Origin of the sequence: Chryseobacterium herbae, from assembly GCF_025154075.1 — a bacterium.
GTDB classification, from domain to species: Bacteria; Bacteroidota; Bacteroidia; order Flavobacteriales; family Weeksellaceae; genus Chryseobacterium; species Chryseobacterium herbae.
Genome location: NZ_JAOAMU010000004.1, coordinates 329515 through 345682, shown reverse-complemented (window position 1 = coordinate 345682; position 16168 = coordinate 329515). Strand labels below are relative to the sequence as shown.

Below are 16168 nucleotides of genomic sequence, written 5' to 3'. Positions count from 1 at the left end.
TTGGAACATGGGATTTCAGCCGGCTTACTTTCGATTTTTTTAACTAAAACCCGTTTACAGCATCGATGATCACCTGAATTTCTTCTTCTTCCAAAACTGAAGAGATCGGAAGACTCAGTACTTCTTCATGCATTTTTTCGGTAATAGGGAACGAAAGGTCATTGTATTCCTTGTATGCTTCCTGCTTGTGAGGCGGGATAGGATAGTGGATGATGGTACTGATCCCTTTTTCCGTTAAATAGGCCTGAAGTTCATCTCTTTTTTCAGTTCGGACTACAAAAACGTGCCATACATGCTCATTTTCGTCAGCCGGATTTTCAGGAAGGATGATTTTGGGATTGTTGATCTCAGAGATAAACCTTTTAGCGATTTCTCTTCTGGTTCCGTTTTCGTGACCGATGTATTTCAGCTTTATGTCTAAAACGGCAGCCTGAATTTCATCCAGTCTTGAATTTAATCCCTTATAGATGTTGATATATTTCTGATTTGAACCGTAATTGGCTATAGCACGGATGGCTTCAAAGACTTCTTTATCATTAGTCGTTACAGCGCCTGCATCACCTAAAGCGCCTAGGTTTTTCCCGGGATAGAAACTGAAACCGGCAGCATCACCGAGGTTTCCGGATTTGATACCATTCCATTCTGCTCCGATGGCCTGTGCATTGTCTTCTACGATTTTAAGATTGTGCTTTTTCGCTATATTTTTAAGCTCTTCGGAAAAAACAATTCTTCCCTGAAGGTGAACGATCAGGATAGCCTTTGTTTTCGGGCTTATTTTTTCTTCAATTTTGGCGATGTCAATATTATAGGTATTGGCATCCGGTTCTACAAATACAGGAACCAATCCGTTGTCTGATAAAGCCAGAACGGAAGCGATATACGTATTAGCGGGAACAAGAACTTCGTCGCCGGCTTTCATGAAGCCTAATTCAATATAGGCACGGAAGATCAGACGCAGCGCATCCAGTCCGTTGGCTACGCCCAGAGCATATTCTGAACCGATGTATGATGCCAGATTGGTTTCGAAATTTTTAAGCTCACTGCCCTGTAGGTACCACCCACTGCGGAAAACACTGATAAGTTTGTTTTCAATCTCTTCCTGATACTGTAAATTGACCTTTTGAAGATCAAGAAATTTTATCATAATACTATTATTTTAAACGCTCAATTATTTTTTTCTTAAACAAACTGCTCCCCAGGAATAGCCCACACCAAAACCAACAAGCATTACATTTTTGGAATCTCTTGTTGCAAATGAATTTTTAAAGGCAATAGGAATGGTAGAGGATACGGTATTCCCATAGTCTAGCATATCGATGACGAAATTTTCCTGTGGGATATTGATTCTTTTTCTTAAGAAATCGAGCATGAAGGTGTTGGCTTGGTGAAAGATATAGGTGTCAATATCACTTTTTTCAAAGCCGTTTATTTTCAGGTTTTGTTCTACAAGTCCGGGAATGGCTTTTGAGGTAAAATCAAAGATCTTCGGGCCGTTCATGTGAAGATAGTTGTCTTTGTCTTGCGTGTCGTCCGTTTTTTTGTTTCTTACGGCACCGTTTTTAACGATCAGGTTTTTAGCACCTTCTCCATCTGTACCTACAGAAAACTTCAGGATTTCAAAATCGCCGTCTTCAGAGATCAGGGTTGCCGCTGCGGCATCTCCGAAAAGGCTGATATTTCCTTTATCGTTCTCGTGAATATGTTTTGAATATGTTTCTGCGGTGATCAAAACAACATTCTTCATCATTTTAGAATCAACAAGAGCATTGGCCAGAGATAATCCATAAATATAGCCCGAACATCCCTGATTGATGTCTATCGCTCCACAACTGGTATTTAACCCGGCTTGTGCCTGAACGATACAGGCTGTTGCAGGAAGGAAATAATCAGGACTTTGGGTACAGACGATCAGATAATCTATCGAAGATTTATCGATCTGGTATTCTTCAACGAGTTTATTGAGCGCTTTTACAGCAATATCTGAAGTAAACTCATCATCTCCGGTAATGTTCCTGTTTCTGATGCCTATTTTTTCAAGGATCTTATCACTTTCCCAGTCCGGAAACTTTTTTGAAATCTCCTCATTGGAAATAACCTTCTCAGGAATATAGGTTGAAATATGTTTTATAAAAGCCATTGTTTAATATTTACTGTTTTTTCTCAACAATAAAAGAATAAAGTTCGTTGATATCTTTGAACGAAGTGATCTGCTCCGGCTCGATATCTAACCCGTACTCATCTTCGATCATTACTTTGATCACCATAGCGGTAAGCGAATCCCAGTAGCTTTCCTGGCTGTATACAGTTTCAGGTTCTATTACGGTATCTGTGTTTTCCAGTTGAGACTGAAAATTTTTGATAAATTCATTGATTGACATAAGCTTATATTTTAAATTTTTTGAGAATATCCGGAATTACCGTATTGAAAGTGTCTTTTGTTAATAGATAATAGTTGTTTTCATCGTCGCTTCTGATGAGCTCCGGCTTAAACATTTTGTGATAGCTGTTGACGGATGTATTCTGCTTTCTTACTTCAAACTGAATCGTGTCGAAATTCAATTCGTTCAGAACGAAATCTTTCACAGCCATATCCACTTTTACTGAGTTTTTGACGTTTGAATACTCAGGTTTGGAAACCCAGCTTCCTATTTCAGGAAGTCCGGAATCTATTTTGTAAACTCTGTACGTGGCAAAGTCTTCATTGTTTTCATCAAAGGCAATAAAATAGTATTCCTTCTGTTGCTGTTCACGTTCTTTATAACTTTGTATCCATTGCTTTTGAGCGTCTACATCAGGAGAAGTCTTTGAAATAAACCTCGACTTTTTTTCATTATTTCTGATCGATATTATAAATGAAGCATCATCAGTCTCAACAAATCTCAGTTTAATTCCTTTGTATTCAATTGTCATCTTTTGTTATTTATATTAGTATCTTCTTTACCAGAGTGAAGTTCAGGTGCGAAAATTTATTTTTTATCGATTGCTTCTTTAAAGCTTTCAAAATCTCTGAAATAGTCTTCCTCATCATATATTTCCGAAGCCAGGCACAAGAGCACAGCATTATGAGAAAACTGAATATCTCTCCATACCAGTTTTGGGATATACAAACCTTTGGTAGGATGATCTAAGGTGAAAGTTTCTTTATTTCCGTCCTTATCTTCCGTATTAAAGACAATGGTTCCGGAAACAGCAAATATCATCTGCTGCAGTTCTTTATGGGCATGTCCGCCTCTTGTCACATCGTGAGGAGTGTAGTAGGTCCAGTAGACACGTTGTATCTCAAAAGGAACATTCTTCTGGGTTTCCGCTATGGTGATATAACCCAGCTGTGATGATCCTATCTTATCGAATGTGATGATTTGTGGTTTATTGTATTCCATTAATGTTTCTAAATAGTTCTTTAAAGTCCTCAAAGTTAATTATAAAATTACTATCGGAAAGAAGCCTGTTATTATTATGTAACTGCCAATAAAAATCTGCATCCAATTATATACTTCAGATTGAGGAAAAGGACCAGATGGTTTTGCATTAAAAAAACTATCGGCAGTAAAGTCAATAGTTATGTTATTTACATTAATATTTGATTACTTTTTTACAAGTTGCTTCAGGTATTCACCATAGCCACTTTTGCCGTATTTTTCAGCTGTTTCAAGAAGCTTTTCTTCGTTGATGAATTTATTTCTGAACGCGATTTCCTCAATACATCCTATTTTGAAACCCTGTCTTTTTTCGATAACGCTTACAAATTCAGAAGCGTCATTCAGAGAATCAAAAGTTCCCGTATCAAGCCATGCTGTTCCTCTGTCCAGAACACCCACTTCAAGTTTTCCTTTGCTTAAGTAAACATTGTTGACATCCGTAATTTCAAGTTCTCCTCTTGCAGAAGGCTTAATGTTCTTGGCAATATTCACGACTTCATTATCGTAAAAATAGAGTCCGGGAACCGCATAATTTGATTTAGGTTTTAAAGGTTTCTCTTCAATGGAAACGGCTTTAAAATCATCATCAAATTCTACCACACCATATCTTTCAGGATCAGAAACGTGATAAGCGAAAACAACTCCGCCGTCGGGATTGGTTTTGTTTTTCAATAAGGTACCCATTTCAGAGCCATAGAAAATATTATCTCCTAAGACTAATGCAACGGGATCACTGCCAATAAAGGCATCTCCTAAAATAAAGGCTTGTGCCAGTCCGTCCGGGCTTGGCTGTACCACATACTCGATATTGCATCCGATTTGGGAACCGTCGCCTAAAAGTTTGATAAATCCAGGCTGGTCGTGGGGTGTTGTGATAATCAGAATGTCTTTGATTCCTGCCAGAAGCAGTGTTGAAAGAGGGTAGTAGATCATCGGTTTGTCGTAAACAGGCATCAGCTGCTTACTTACGGCGATGGTAAGAGGGTAAAGTCTGGTTCCGGATCCTCCGGCCAATATAATTCCTTTCATCAGTTATTTTTTTATGTTTTCTATGGCGTAATCTATTTGATTTTTGATATTCAGATCAATAATCGGAGTCATTAAAAGAGCAGAATTTCCTCTGGACAAGCTACCTCCGATAGTTTTATGAAATTTAATCAGTTCTTTTAGGTTTTCTTCCGGGATTAAAGAAAATGAACTGTACATTGAAACTTTAAAGCCGTCAAAATCAAAATTCTTAATGATACTTCGGGCCTGATCTTTAGTCAGCAATTCCTTGGGAGGATCTACATCATAATCAAACATTTTAAGTTCAATATATTCTTTGGCATAATTGATCAGTGCTTCCTTGTAATGTGAAACTTCTATAAATTCGTCGATAAGACGTTTTTGGGCTACATTGGCCATAGCCGGAGGCGGAAGGAGGGTCTGAGCTCCTGCCAGAGAAGAAATCGCAATCGAAAACAGCAGAATAATTGGCTTCATGATAGTTTTAATCATATTGTTTTTCGTAATACTTCTGGTAGTCTCCACTGGTTACATTTTCAAGCCATTCCTTGTTTTCAAGATACCAATCGATGGTTTTTCCTAAACCTTCCTCGAAAGTTACAGATGGTTTCCAGCCTAAGTTTTTATTCAGCTTATCTGCATCGATCGCATAGCGTTTATCGTGTCCAGGTCTGTCTTTTACAAAGGTGATCAGTTTTTCAGAATAGCCTTCCGGTTTGCCCAGTTTATCATCCATCTGTTTGATCAGTTCTTTCACAAGATCAATATTCTGCCACTCGTTGAAACCTCCGATATTGTACGTTTCTCCGGTTTTAGCTTCATTGAATATCTGATGGATCGCTCTGGCATGGTCTATTACATACAGCCAGTCTCTGGTATATTTTCCGTCACCGTAAATCGGCAATGGTCTTTCGTTGATGATATTTGAAATACAAAGCGGGATCAGTTTCTCAGGGAAATGATTTGGTCCGTAGTTGTTGGAACAGTTGGATACAATGAACGGCATTCCGTACGTATTTCCGTATGCTCTTACCAAATGGTCAGAAGCTGCTTTTGAAGCAGAATATGGAGATTGCGGATCATAAGCCGTAGTTTCCAGGAAGAATCCTGTTTCACCAAGACTTCCGTATACTTCATCTGTAGAAACGTGGTAGAATAAATGGGCTCTTTTTTCGTCCGGGAACCTTCCATGGGTATGATCAGGATTCAGGGTCCAGAATTCTTTACACAAGTTAAGAAGATTGGCAGTTCCGTTGACATTGGTATTAATGAATGCCATCGGATCGGTAATACTTCTGTCTACATGACTTTCTGCTGCAAGATGCACGATTGCATCCGGATTATATTTTTCGAAGACCTTTCTTAATTCTTCCGGTTTTGTAATATCTGCTTTTTCGAAAACATAATTAGGCTCATTTTCAATGTCCTTAAGGTTTTCCAGGTTTCCTGCGTAAGTAAGGGCATCAAGATTAATGATCGTAGTATCCGGATTGTTTTTCACGAATTCTCTAACGACATGTGAGCCTATAAATCCGGCCCCTCCGGTAATAATTATGTTTTTCATCTATTTATTTTCTATGGTCTTTCTACCTATACTTTTATAATGGAATCCATTCTGTTCAGGGATTTCCAGTGGATACATATTTCTTCCGTCAAAAATGACTTTGTTTTTCATTTTCTTAGCCATCAGTTCAAAATTAGGATTTTTAAACTCAGGCCATTCTGTAGCGATGAATAAAGCATCTGCACCTTCAAGGGCATCATACATTCCTTTTGCGTACTGTATTTTGTCACCGAGAAGTCTCGTTACGTTATTTTCTGCTACTGCGTCATAGGCAGCAATTTCTGCGCCTTTCTCTAATAGCAGAGCGATATTGTCCAAAGATGATGCTTCACGGATGTCGTCTGTGTTAGCTTTAAAAGCAAGTCCCCACATCGCAATTTTCTTTCCTTTGATGCTTCCACCGAAATATTTCTCAATCTCTGAAACCAGAATGACTTTTTGAGTCGTGTTTACCCTTTCTGTCGCTTCAAGGATCTGGAAATTGAAATCTTCCTGGATTCCGGATTTGATGAGCGCTTTTACATCTTTCGGGAAACAGCTTCCACCATACCCGATTCCAGGGAACAGGAATCTGTGTCCGATTCTGTCATCACTACCCATTCCAAGTCTTACTTTGTCTACATCTGCACCTACTTTTTCACAGTAATTGGCGATCTCATTCATGAACGTAATTTTTACGGCAAGGAATGAATTGGCTGCGTATTTCGTAAGTTCCGATGATTTCTCATCCATAAAGATGATCGGGATTCCGGTATTGGTAAATGGCTGGTAAATTTTAGCCATGATGCTTTTTGCTTTTTCAGAACTGGCGCCTACCACCACTCTTGAAGGATTCATCGAGTCTTCCACGGCAAAACCTTCTCTTAAGAATTCCGGGTTGGAAACCACATCAAAAGGAATGTCTGTTTTAGAAGCGATTACTTCTCTTACTTTGTCAGCAGTACCTACGGGAACGGTACTTTTATTGACGATGACCTTATACTCAGTCATCATTTCTCCAATATTGTTGGCTACCTGAATGACATACGAAAGATCTGCAGAGCCGTCTTCACCCGGAGGTGTAGGCAGTGCCAGATAAATCACTTCGCTTTTGTCTAAAGCTTCTTTCAGATTTGTGGTGAAAAATAATCTCTCGGATTGAATGTTTCTTAAGAACATCTCTTCAAGGTTCGGCTCATAGATGGGAACTATGCCGTTTTTCAAACCTTCTACTTTTTTTTCATCAATGTCAACACAGTATACTGAATTGCCAAGTTCTGCCAGGGTAGTACCTGTAACCAGCCCTACATAACCCGTTCCTACAATTGTTATATTCAAAATGTCTGTTTTTAAATTTTAAGACAAAAATAATAAAAATACTTTCACCTGCTTCTTTAATTTACTTTAACCTGAGTTTGGGATAAGAGACAAGATTTCAGATGCAAGATTTCAGACATCAGACATGAGGCTTTAGACCGAGGCTGAGATTGAGATTAAGAAAGGTGAATGGTGAATTTTGCTTTGCAAGAGGGAAGAACAAAGAATAAAGAACAAAGAACAAGGAGAAAAGAGTAAAGAATTTGATTTCAGATTTCAGAATGAGGATGTGGCAAAGATTCAGACTGGGATTAAAATGATTATTTGAGAATAATAAAATTCTTAAACTCTCCTACACTCAAACACTCTTACCCTCAAACGCTGAAACTCTCTGACTCTCAAACGCTGAAACTCTCCAACCCATATCTCGTAACTTTAACGAAAAATTGTAAGGTATTTACTTGATAACTAAGTAGATTTTGCTTTTTTAGAAAAAATGCGTATATTTGCAGTGGATTTACAGGAAAAAATGGGAAGGCTTCGGAAGAAAGCCTTTTTTCGTACTGGTAAATCAAGATATTTAATGTATGGAGTTTAGAAAAAGAATTGAAGAATTATTAAACGAATTCCTTGATAGCAGAGAGGATTTGTTTCTTGTGGATCTTAAATTTTCTACAGGAGATGATATTACTGTAATCCTGGATGGTGATAATGGAGTGACTCTTCAGGACTGCCTTGATGCAAGCCGTGCGATAGAGTTTAATATGGACCGTGAAGAGCATGACTTCAGCCTTCAGGTAATGTCTGCAGGACTGAGCGAGCCACTTTCGGCTCCCAGACAGTTCAAGAAAAATTTTGGAAGAGAGATCGAGGTATTGCTGAATGATGCTACCAAAATAGAAGGTGAACTGGCCAAAGTAGACGATGAGAAGATCACACTTATTTTACGCTACCGGAAACCGAAAGAGATCGGAAAAGGGAAAGTGGATGTGGAGGAGGAAAAAGAAATTCCTTACTCTGAGATAAAAAAAGCGTTAGTAGTAATTAAATTTTAAAAGAAAAAAGAATAGATGGATAATATAGCGTTGATTGAATCCTTTGGTGATTTTAAAGACGAAAAAGGGATCAGTAAGATTGATCTTATGGCAATTATTGAAGATTCACTGAAGACCCTTTTGAGAAAAAGATTCGATTCAGATGACCATTTTGATGTAATTGTGAACCCTGATAAAGGAGATTTTCAGATATTTTTAAATAAAACGATTGTAGAGGACGAGATGTCTGAAGATGATGATCTGGAAATCGAACTTTCTGAAGCTAAAAAAATTGACCCTACTTTTGAAGTGGGTGAAGATTTTACCATGGAAATTCCTGTGGCCCAATTGGGAAGAAGAAATATCCTTACTTTAAAGCAGATCCTGGCTACAAAACTTCAGGAGCATAACAATGCGATGCTTTATGAGCAGTTCAGAGACAAGATCGGGGAGATTGTAATTGGAGAAATTCACCACATCCGTCACAAGCATGTGATCTTATTGGATGATGAAGGGAATGAATTCATTTTGCCAAAAGAAAACCAGATCCCGTCCGACTTCTTTAAAAAGGGCGAAAATATCAGAGCTATTGTTGAAACAGTAGATTTTAAAGGTTCAAAGCCACAAATTATTATTTCCAGAACTGCACCTAAATTCTTAGAGAAGTTATTAGAGCTGGAAATTCCTGAGATCCAGGATGGAACGATTATGCTTAAAAAAGTAGTGAGAATTCCTGGTGAGAAGGCGAAGATTGCAGTAGATGCTTACGATGACAGAATAGATCCTGTAGGAGCCTGTGTGGGTGTGAAGGGATCAAGAATTCACGGAGTGGTAAGAGAGTTGAGAAATGAAAACATCGATGTTATTCAGTGGTCTAAAAACGCTGAAATTTTGGTAAAGAGAGCTTTAGGAAATGTTACCATCAACAAAATTGACATCAACGAGGATTCAAACTATGCTTTAGTTTATACACCGGTTGAAGAGATTTCTAAAGTAATCGGAAAGCAAGGTCAGAATATCAGACTGGCTTCTTGGTTGACAGGATATGAAATTGATGTATATAGAGAAGCTAGCGAGGATGACGACGTTGATTTGAGAGAATTTAACGATGATATCGAGCAGTGGATTTTGGATGAATTTAAGAAAGTAGGTCTTACTACTGCGAAATCAGTACTGGATAAGGATACAGAGAGTCTTTTAAATATGGTGGATCTTGAAGAGGAAACTATTGAAGATGTTAAACGTATTCTAAGAGAAGAATTTGAAGATTAAGATTTTTAAATAAATTTTAATAAACAGTAAAAAAGAAATACTTTAATTTTAAGAATTAAAAAAAATAGTAAATAATATAGATGCCAAAAATAAGATTAAATAAAGCGGTTAAGGAATTCAATATTTCGATGTCCAGATTAGTAGAATTTTTACAGTCAAAGGATTTCGAAGTTGAAAACAATCCTAACGCTCAATTAGAAGAAGCGGCATATTCTGCATTGGAGGCTGAGTTTGCCAAAGACGGTGAACAAAGAAAAGCTTCCCATGAGGTGGTGATCACCAAAGTTCCGGAAGAAAAACTGGAAATTGAGGAAAAGAAAACCCCTGAAGTAATAAGAGCTAAAGCAAACAAACCAGAAACTAAGATTTTAGGTAAAATAGATCTTGAACCTAAAGCCCCTGAAGTGGAAGAAGTGCCTGTTGCACCTGTAGCAGCACCCGTACCTGTGGCAGCACCGGTAGAAGAGAAGAAAGAAGAAGTTGTGGCTGAACCGGAAGTAAAAGCTGCTCCTGAAAAGCAGGAATTCAAAGTTCTGGATAAAATTGATCTGTCCCAAATAGAATCCAGAAATAGACCTGTAAAAAAAGATAAACCCAAAATGGAGGAGAAAAAAGAAGAGGAAAAACCGGCAGAACCTGTGAAAGAAACTCCAAAGCAGCCAGAGCCTGCTGCTGAAAAGAAAGCAGAGCCTCAAAAACCAGCTGAGCCTGAATCTCAGGAACCTCAGAAAATAGAAACCGTTTATCAGAAACTTGATGGTCCTAAGATCGTAGGTGAAAAGATAGACTTAACGCAATTTGCACCAAAACCTGGTTCAGGCGCTAAAAAGAAAAGAAAGAGAATTGAAAAACCGGGTGGTCCGAATCAACAGGGCCAGGGGAATAATCAAAACTCAGGAAATAATAACAATAACCAGGGAGGCCCAGGAGGCAACCGTCCACCAGGACAAGGTGGCCCAGGAGGTAACCGTCCACCAGGACAAGGTGGCCCGGGAGGCAACCGTCCACCGGGACAAGGAGGTCCGGGAGGAAACCGTTTTGGAAATAACCAGGGAAATCGTCCACCAGGTCAGGGAGGCGGATTCAAGAAAGGTCCAGGCGGAGGAAACAACAACAGACCAGGGCAAAGAACCATGCCTGTTGAGCTTACCGACGAGCAGGTTAAAAACCAGATCAAGGAAACTCTTGAGAAACTTACCAACAAAGGAGGTAAATCTAAATCTGCTAAACACAGAAAAGACAAGAGAACGTACCGTAGAGAACAGGATGAACGTCAGCAGGAGATTGATGCTCAGGACAGAACATTAAAAGTAACTGAATTCATCACAGTAGGTGAATTGGCAAGTTTAATGAACGTTTCTCCTACAGAAGTTATCTCTGCTTGTTTCTCCCTTGGAGTAATGGTAACAATGAACCAAAGACTGGAAGCTGATACCTTATTATTGGTTGCCGATGAATTTGGTTTTAAAATTGAATTCTCAGATGCTGATTTAGAAGAAGTCGAGTCTGAAGAAGATATGGATACTGAGGAAGATCTTTCTTCCAGAGCACCAATTGTAACCGTAATGGGTCATGTTGACCACGGTAAAACGTCCCTACTTGACTACGTCAGAAAGACCAACGTTATTGCTGGTGAATCAGGAGGTATTACACAGCACATTGGAGCATACAATGTAAAATTAGAAAACGGACAGAGAATTACATTCTTAGATACACCGGGTCACGAAGCGTTTACCGCGATGAGAGCCAGAGGTGCTCAGATCACCGATATTGCCATTATTGTAATTGCAGCGGATGATGATGTAATGCCACAAACGAGAGAAGCTATTTCTCACGCACAGGCTGCAGGAGTACCAATGATTATTGCCTTAAACAAAGTGGACAGACCAAGTGCTAATCCTGATAATATCCGTCAACAGCTTTCCGGGATGAATATCCTTGTAGAAGAGTGGGGTGGAAACGTTCAGGCGCAGGAGATTTCTGCGAAGTTCGGTAACAATATGGATGTTCTATTGGAAAAAGTATTACTTCAGGCAGAGATGCTTGATCTTAAAGCTAATCCGGATAGAGCCGCTCAAGGTGTTGTGATTGAAGCTTCATTAGATAAAGGAAGAGGATATGTTGCTACCATGTTGGTACAGACAGGTACTTTAAAAGTAGGAGACTATGTAGTGGCTGGTAAAAACCACGGTAAGGTCAAAGCAATGCTTGATGAAAGAGGAAGAAATCTTAAAGAAGCTGGTCCTTCAATTCCTGTTACGATTCTAGGTTTAGATGGAGCACCTACAGCAGGTGATAAGTTCAAAGTATATGCAGATGAAGGGGAGGCTAAAACAATTGCCAATAAGAGAGAACAACTACAGAGAGAACTTTCCATCAGAACTAAGAAGCATACTACGCTTGAAGAACTTGGAAGAAGAATCGCGTTAGGAGAATTCAAGGAATTGAATATTATCCTTAAAGGTGACGTGGATGGTTCCGTAGAAGCATTATCTGATCAGTTACAGAGATTATCTACAGCAGAGATCAATGTAAACATCCTTCACAAAGGAGTTGGACAGATCACTGAATCTGACGTTAACTTAGCGACTGCTTCTGATGCTATTATCATCGGATTTAACGTAAGAGCTGGTGCTAATGCTAAAGAACTTGCAGATAAAGAAGAAATCGAGATCAGAACTTACTCAGTAATTTATGCTGCAATTGATGAGGTGAAAGAAGCCATGGAAGGTATGCTTTCTCCGGAGATCAAAGAACAGGTGATGGGTAACGTGGAGATCAGAGAAGTGTTCAAAATCTCTAAAGTAGGAACTATTGCAGGTTGTATGGTTCTTTCAGGAAAAGTAGCGAGAAGCTCGAAAGTAAGAGTACTGAGAGACGGTATCGTGAAATTCGATGGAGAGCTGGAAAGCTTGAAACGTTTCAAAGATGATGTAAGAGAAGTAACGAAAGGTTACGAATGTGGTCTGAACCTGAAAGGATACAACGATATTGAGATCGGAGATATTCTTGAGGTTTACGAACAAGTTGCCGTTAAGAAGAAACTGAAATAATAGTTTTTTAACTATAAATACAAAACCACTTTTTTAGGAAAGTGGTTTTTTTTTGTTCTATTTATTTAATTTTTAGTAATACCTCATCCTGTTTTTCATATTGATAATTTGAGACAATAAAGAGTTGTTAATTGATGCAACTTAAATGTTAAAATATAAGAAGCTTAATAGCAAAATGAATAAACCGATAGCTTGTAAAATTTTAGAAGGAATGAAGTAAAGGAAATGTTTTTGGAACTAAGATGAAAACGAGGGCTAATCCAAAAAGCCCATGTTTGTATTAAAGCCGAAGATCATCTGTAAGGTGATTGGAAAGCATCTTTATAAAAGGAATTGGGATATTGATGTTTTAGTTATAAATACATGAAAACCACTTTTTTATAGGATATATTTTTGTTAAAAAATATTTTAATGTAATTTGTATTGATTCTAAATAATATTTTTCCTAATGGTAATAATTTGTTAAAAAAAATAACTATAGTGAAAAAAAAATATTTATACAAATAAAGCTGGATATATTGCTTAATCTTTATTATTTCACGTATTAGTTAAAAACAATATATAAAAAAAACATTCTGCTTACAGATGTGTAATACTTGTGAATGTTAATATTTATTAACATATTTGCGAATTAAAATATATTAAAATTTGTTAATATGAATGTTAAACTACGTGTATTAAGTGCTGGAGCATTGTTCTTCTTGGGACAAGTTGCTTTTGCGCAAACAACGAAAAAAGACACAGTTGCTACTGAGATTGAAGAAGTAGTAATGGTTGGATTCGGACAGAAGAAGACGGTGCAAGAATTAACCGGATCTGTAGGTACAATGAAGAGTGACGCGATCAAGGATGTTCCTGTAGCGTCAGTTGATAAAATGCTTCAAGGTAGGGTTTCCGGTGTTCAGACAGGAAATGCTTCCGGGCAGCCTGGAGGTTTTGCATCAGTGCGTGTAAGAGGTATCGCTTCTGTAAATGGTGGTGTAAACCCTATTTATGTGGTTGATGGTATCAGGGTAATGAGTGGAGATTTAACAAGTGGTGCTACAACTGCCAACATCTTAGCTAACTTAAACAGTGATGATATTGAAAGTGTAACCGTACTTAAGGATGCTGCTTCAACGGCAGTATATGGAGCGGATGCAGGTGCTGGGGTAATTGTTATTACCACAAAATCAGGAAAGAAAGGGAGACCTAAAATTTCATTAAACTTCGAATCAGGGACAAATACCCGCGCTATTGAAGGACTGAAAGGCTTAAATACATCACAGTACAGATATTTATTAGCCAATGCTTTTGCTAATTCAGACGGAGTTACTCCTGAACAGGTGTATGCAGACATGGTAGCTGGTGAGTACGGAGCTACTCCAAAGCAGATATTTACAACTACTAATGATACTAACTGGAGAGATGTAACGAGCAAAGCCGGATATCAAAACTCGGTAAACGCGTCCATCAGTGGTGGAAATGATAAAATTACTTATTATAACTCTGCGAACTACTTCCTACAAGAAAGTGAAATAAAAGGATCTGACTTTAAGCGTGTAGGTTTCACGACAAAAGTGGATTACAAAGCGACAGATAAGTTCAAGTTTGGAACAGATGTTCAGCTTTCATACAGTAGAATTAATACACTTCCAAACGGAGGTGGATTTGCAAACCCGATCTTATTTGAATTATTTGCAAGACCTACGGATCAGGCTTACAATCCGGACGGAACTTATTATTTAGGAAACAGCGGAAGATTAAGTAATAACCTATTTAACTCAGGTTATTTACAGGAACATAACTATTTCAGAGCTTCTACTGCAAGAGTTTTCGGTAACGTTTACGGAGAATATCAAATCTTAAAGAACTTATCATACAGAGTAGTTTTTGGATCTGAATTCAACAACATCGAAAATGATACATATTATAACCCTGTTCACGGAGACGGATATCAGGTGAATGGTAGAAAAACTGAAACGACTGCGAGATACTTCAACTGGAACTTACAGAACATTGTTAACTATAACTTTAAGTTAGGTGACAAAAACAGATTCAATATCTCAGCTATTCAGGAAGCTTACCAAAGAAACTACAGAAATGTTGCAGCACAAGGGGTGAACGTAGGTTCTCCAACGCTGGAAACATTGACGAACTTCATCAAACCTATCTATGCACAAGGAGATAGATCTACAAGTTCAAGAAACGGTTATGCTGCTGTATTGAACTATGACTATGATAAATTGATCTTAATTGATGCTTCCGTAAGAAGAGATGCATTATCAAACTTTGTACCTGGTCAGAAATGGGGAACTTTCTATTCAATCGGGGCTGGAGTTGATTTAGCAAGACTTCAATTCGTTAAAGAATGGGACAAGATTTCTCAGTTTAAATTCAGAGGATCTTACGGTAAAGTAGGTAACACTATTTCAAGTATTCCATATTCTTTATACCAATATACAGGGAACTATAATGATCAGCCTGCTGCTGCTCCAAGATATACTTATAACCCGGATCTGAGATGGGAAACTGTTAAGCCTTTGAGTTTTGGTCTTGATATGGGCTTCTTCAAAAACAGACTTACCATTACAGCAGAATATTATAACAAGAAGACTGAAGACTTAGTATTCAGTGTACCTTTACAATTATCTCAGGGATTACCTGCTGAAGCTACTCCAACATATCCGTTCAAAGATATTAACGTAGGATCATTGGTAAACAAAGGATTCGAATTTACTGTGAACTATGATGTAATCAGAAAAGAAGATTTCAACCTTAGCATTGGAGGTAACTTAAGTACTCTGAAAAACGAAATTACTTCATTGTATGGTGGACAGGATGTTATTTCTGGTTCTACCATTCTTAGAGAAGGTGAAGGAATCGGAACTTTCTATATCAGAAAATGGGCGGGTGTAGATCCTACAAACGGAGATCCATTATGGTATAAAAACGGTATGGACGGAGAAACGACCAACAAATATGCTGATGCAGCACTTGCCGTACAAGGAAGAGCTTACTCAAATGTATTCGGTGGGGTAAACCTTAATGTTTCTTACAAAAACTTTACTCTATCTGCTTTAGGAACATTCGGATTTGGAGGTAGAGTACTTAACGATTGGGGTGCATATACTCAGTCTGACGGGCAGTATACTTATGCTCAGCCAGGTTCAACAGATGCGCTTGATTTCTGGACACCTTCCAATCCAAACGCAGCCAATCCAAAACCGATATATAATAACGCAACGAACTCAAACAGAAATTCAACAAGGTTCTTGGCGAAAACGGATTATTTAAGACTAAGCAACATCAGAGTTGGATATAAATTTGATGCTAAAATGTTAAAGGGAACAGGTCTTCAAGGGTTTGAGGTATATGCTCAAGGAAATAATATCCTGACGCACCGTTACGATAAAAACCTTAGGTTTGACCCTGAAAACAACTTAAACACAACTAATAACCTTAACTTGCCGGTTCAAAAGACTTATTCACTAGGGTTTAATATTCAATTTTAATTAGTAAAAAATGAAAAAATATATTTTA

The 16168-nt window shown here is 38.1% G+C and carries 13 protein-coding genes; 4 read left to right on the top strand and 9 right to left on the bottom strand.

Going from position 1 to position 16168, the window contains the following annotated elements; genetic code table 11:
• Window positions 1-43: 43 nt before the first annotated feature.
• From N0B48_RS14650 to N0B48_RS14610, 9 genes are all read right to left on the bottom strand, one after another.
• On the bottom strand, window positions 44-1144 hold the full coding sequence (locus N0B48_RS14650) for a DegT/DnrJ/EryC1/StrS family aminotransferase (RefSeq protein ID WP_259839501.1): 1101 nt from the start codon (window positions 1142-1144) through the stop codon (window positions 44-46).
• Window positions 1145-1168: 24 nt separating this feature from the next.
• Entirely contained in the window at window positions 1169-2137 is a 969-nt protein-coding gene (locus N0B48_RS14645; RefSeq protein ID WP_259839500.1) for a ketoacyl-ACP synthase III, read from the bottom strand.
• Between the two features lie 10 nt (window positions 2138-2147).
• Window positions 2148-2378, bottom strand: a complete 231-nt coding sequence (locus N0B48_RS14640) for an acyl carrier protein (RefSeq protein WP_259839499.1) — start codon at window positions 2376-2378, stop codon at window positions 2148-2150.
• Window positions 2379-2382: 4 nt separating this feature from the next.
• Window positions 2383-2910 (bottom strand): GNAT family N-acetyltransferase, encoded by a 528-nt coding sequence (locus N0B48_RS14635; protein WP_259839497.1) that lies wholly within the window; start codon window positions 2908-2910, stop codon window positions 2383-2385.
• A 56-nt stretch (window positions 2911-2966) separates the two neighbouring features.
• Window positions 2967-3380 carry a sugar 3,4-ketoisomerase gene (locus N0B48_RS14630; RefSeq protein ID WP_259839496.1) on the bottom strand — a complete coding sequence of 138 codons (414 nt, stop codon included), beginning with the start codon at window positions 3378-3380 and terminating at the stop codon, window positions 2967-2969.
• A 204-nt stretch (window positions 3381-3584) separates the two neighbouring features.
• On the bottom strand, window positions 3585-4448 hold the full coding sequence (gene rfbA / locus N0B48_RS14625; protein WP_259839495.1) for a glucose-1-phosphate thymidylyltransferase RfbA: 864 nt from the start codon (window positions 4446-4448) through the stop codon (window positions 3585-3587).
• A gap of 3 nt (window positions 4449-4451) precedes the next feature.
• Window positions 4452-4904, bottom strand: coding sequence for a hypothetical protein (locus N0B48_RS14620; protein ID WP_259839493.1), 453 nt, complete (start codon window positions 4902-4904; stop codon window positions 4452-4454).
• Window positions 4905-4911: 7 nt separating this feature from the next.
• On the bottom strand, window positions 4912-5991 hold the full coding sequence (rfbB, locus tag N0B48_RS14615; RefSeq protein WP_259839492.1) for a dTDP-glucose 4,6-dehydratase: 1080 nt from the start codon (window positions 5989-5991) through the stop codon (window positions 4912-4914).
• The gene (locus N0B48_RS14610) at window positions 5992-7308 is read right to left on the bottom strand and encodes a UDP-glucose dehydrogenase family protein (protein WP_259839491.1); all 1317 of its coding nucleotides are present in this window, start codon (window positions 7306-7308) and stop codon (window positions 5992-5994) included.
• Between the two features lie 566 nt (window positions 7309-7874).
• Between N0B48_RS14610 and rimP the strand changes: the two genes are divergently transcribed.
• The 4 genes from rimP to N0B48_RS14590 all read left to right on the top strand — a co-directional run bounded on the left by rimP (window position 7875) and on the right by N0B48_RS14590 (window position 16140).
• Window positions 7875-8342 (top strand): ribosome assembly cofactor RimP, encoded by a 468-nt coding sequence (gene rimP, locus N0B48_RS14605; protein ID WP_090025090.1) that lies wholly within the window; start codon window positions 7875-7877, stop codon window positions 8340-8342.
• Between the two features lie 15 nt (window positions 8343-8357).
• Complete coding sequence (gene nusA, locus N0B48_RS14600; protein ID WP_034723922.1) at window positions 8358-9593, top strand: transcription termination factor NusA; 1236 nt, start codon at window positions 8358-8360, stop codon at window positions 9591-9593.
• 80 nt (window positions 9594-9673) lie between these two features.
• Window positions 9674-12646, top strand: a complete 2973-nt coding sequence (gene infB, locus N0B48_RS14595; RefSeq protein WP_259839489.1) for a translation initiation factor IF-2 — start codon at window positions 9674-9676, stop codon at window positions 12644-12646.
• A gap of 656 nt (window positions 12647-13302) precedes the next feature.
• Window positions 13303-16140 carry a SusC/RagA family TonB-linked outer membrane protein gene (locus tag N0B48_RS14590; RefSeq protein WP_259839487.1) on the top strand — a complete coding sequence of 946 codons (2838 nt, stop codon included), beginning with the start codon at window positions 13303-13305 and terminating at the stop codon, window positions 16138-16140.
• The last annotated feature ends 28 nt before the right edge of the window (window positions 16141-16168 follow it).

Bases quoted from the DNA above. Each gene is read 5' to 3' on its own strand.
- N0B48_RS14645 (WP_259839500.1), bottom strand. From the start codon at position 2,137: ATGGCTTTTATAAAACATATTTCAACCTATATTCCTGAGAAGGTTATT.
- N0B48_RS14630 (WP_259839496.1), bottom strand. From the start codon at position 3,380: ATGGAATACAATAAACCACAAATCATCACATTCGATAAGATAGGATCA.
- rimP (WP_090025090.1), top strand. From the start codon at position 7,875: ATGGAGTTTAGAAAAAGAATTGAAGAATTATTAAACGAATTCCTTGAT.
- nusA (WP_034723922.1), top strand. From the start codon at position 8,358: ATGGATAATATAGCGTTGATTGAATCCTTTGGTGATTTTAAAGACGAA.
- rfbB (WP_259839492.1), bottom strand. From the start codon at position 5,991: ATGAAAAACATAATTATTACCGGAGGGGCCGGATTTATAGGCTCACAT.
- N0B48_RS14635 (WP_259839497.1), bottom strand. From the start codon at position 2,910: ATGACAATTGAATACAAAGGAATTAAACTGAGATTTGTTGAGACTGAT.
- N0B48_RS14640 (WP_259839499.1), bottom strand. From the start codon at position 2,378: ATGTCAATCAATGAATTTATCAAAAATTTTCAGTCTCAACTGGAAAAC.
- rfbA (WP_259839495.1), bottom strand. From the start codon at position 4,448: ATGAAAGGAATTATATTGGCCGGAGGATCCGGAACCAGACTTTACCCT.
- infB (WP_259839489.1), top strand. From the start codon at position 9,674: ATGCCAAAAATAAGATTAAATAAAGCGGTTAAGGAATTCAATATTTCG.
- N0B48_RS14650 (WP_259839501.1), bottom strand. From the start codon at position 1,144: ATGATAAAATTTCTTGATCTTCAAAAGGTCAATTTACAGTATCAGGAA.
- N0B48_RS14590 (WP_259839487.1), top strand. From the start codon at position 13,303: ATGAATGTTAAACTACGTGTATTAAGTGCTGGAGCATTGTTCTTCTTG.
- N0B48_RS14620 (WP_259839493.1), bottom strand. From the start codon at position 4,904: ATGAAGCCAATTATTCTGCTGTTTTCGATTGCGATTTCTTCTCTGGCA.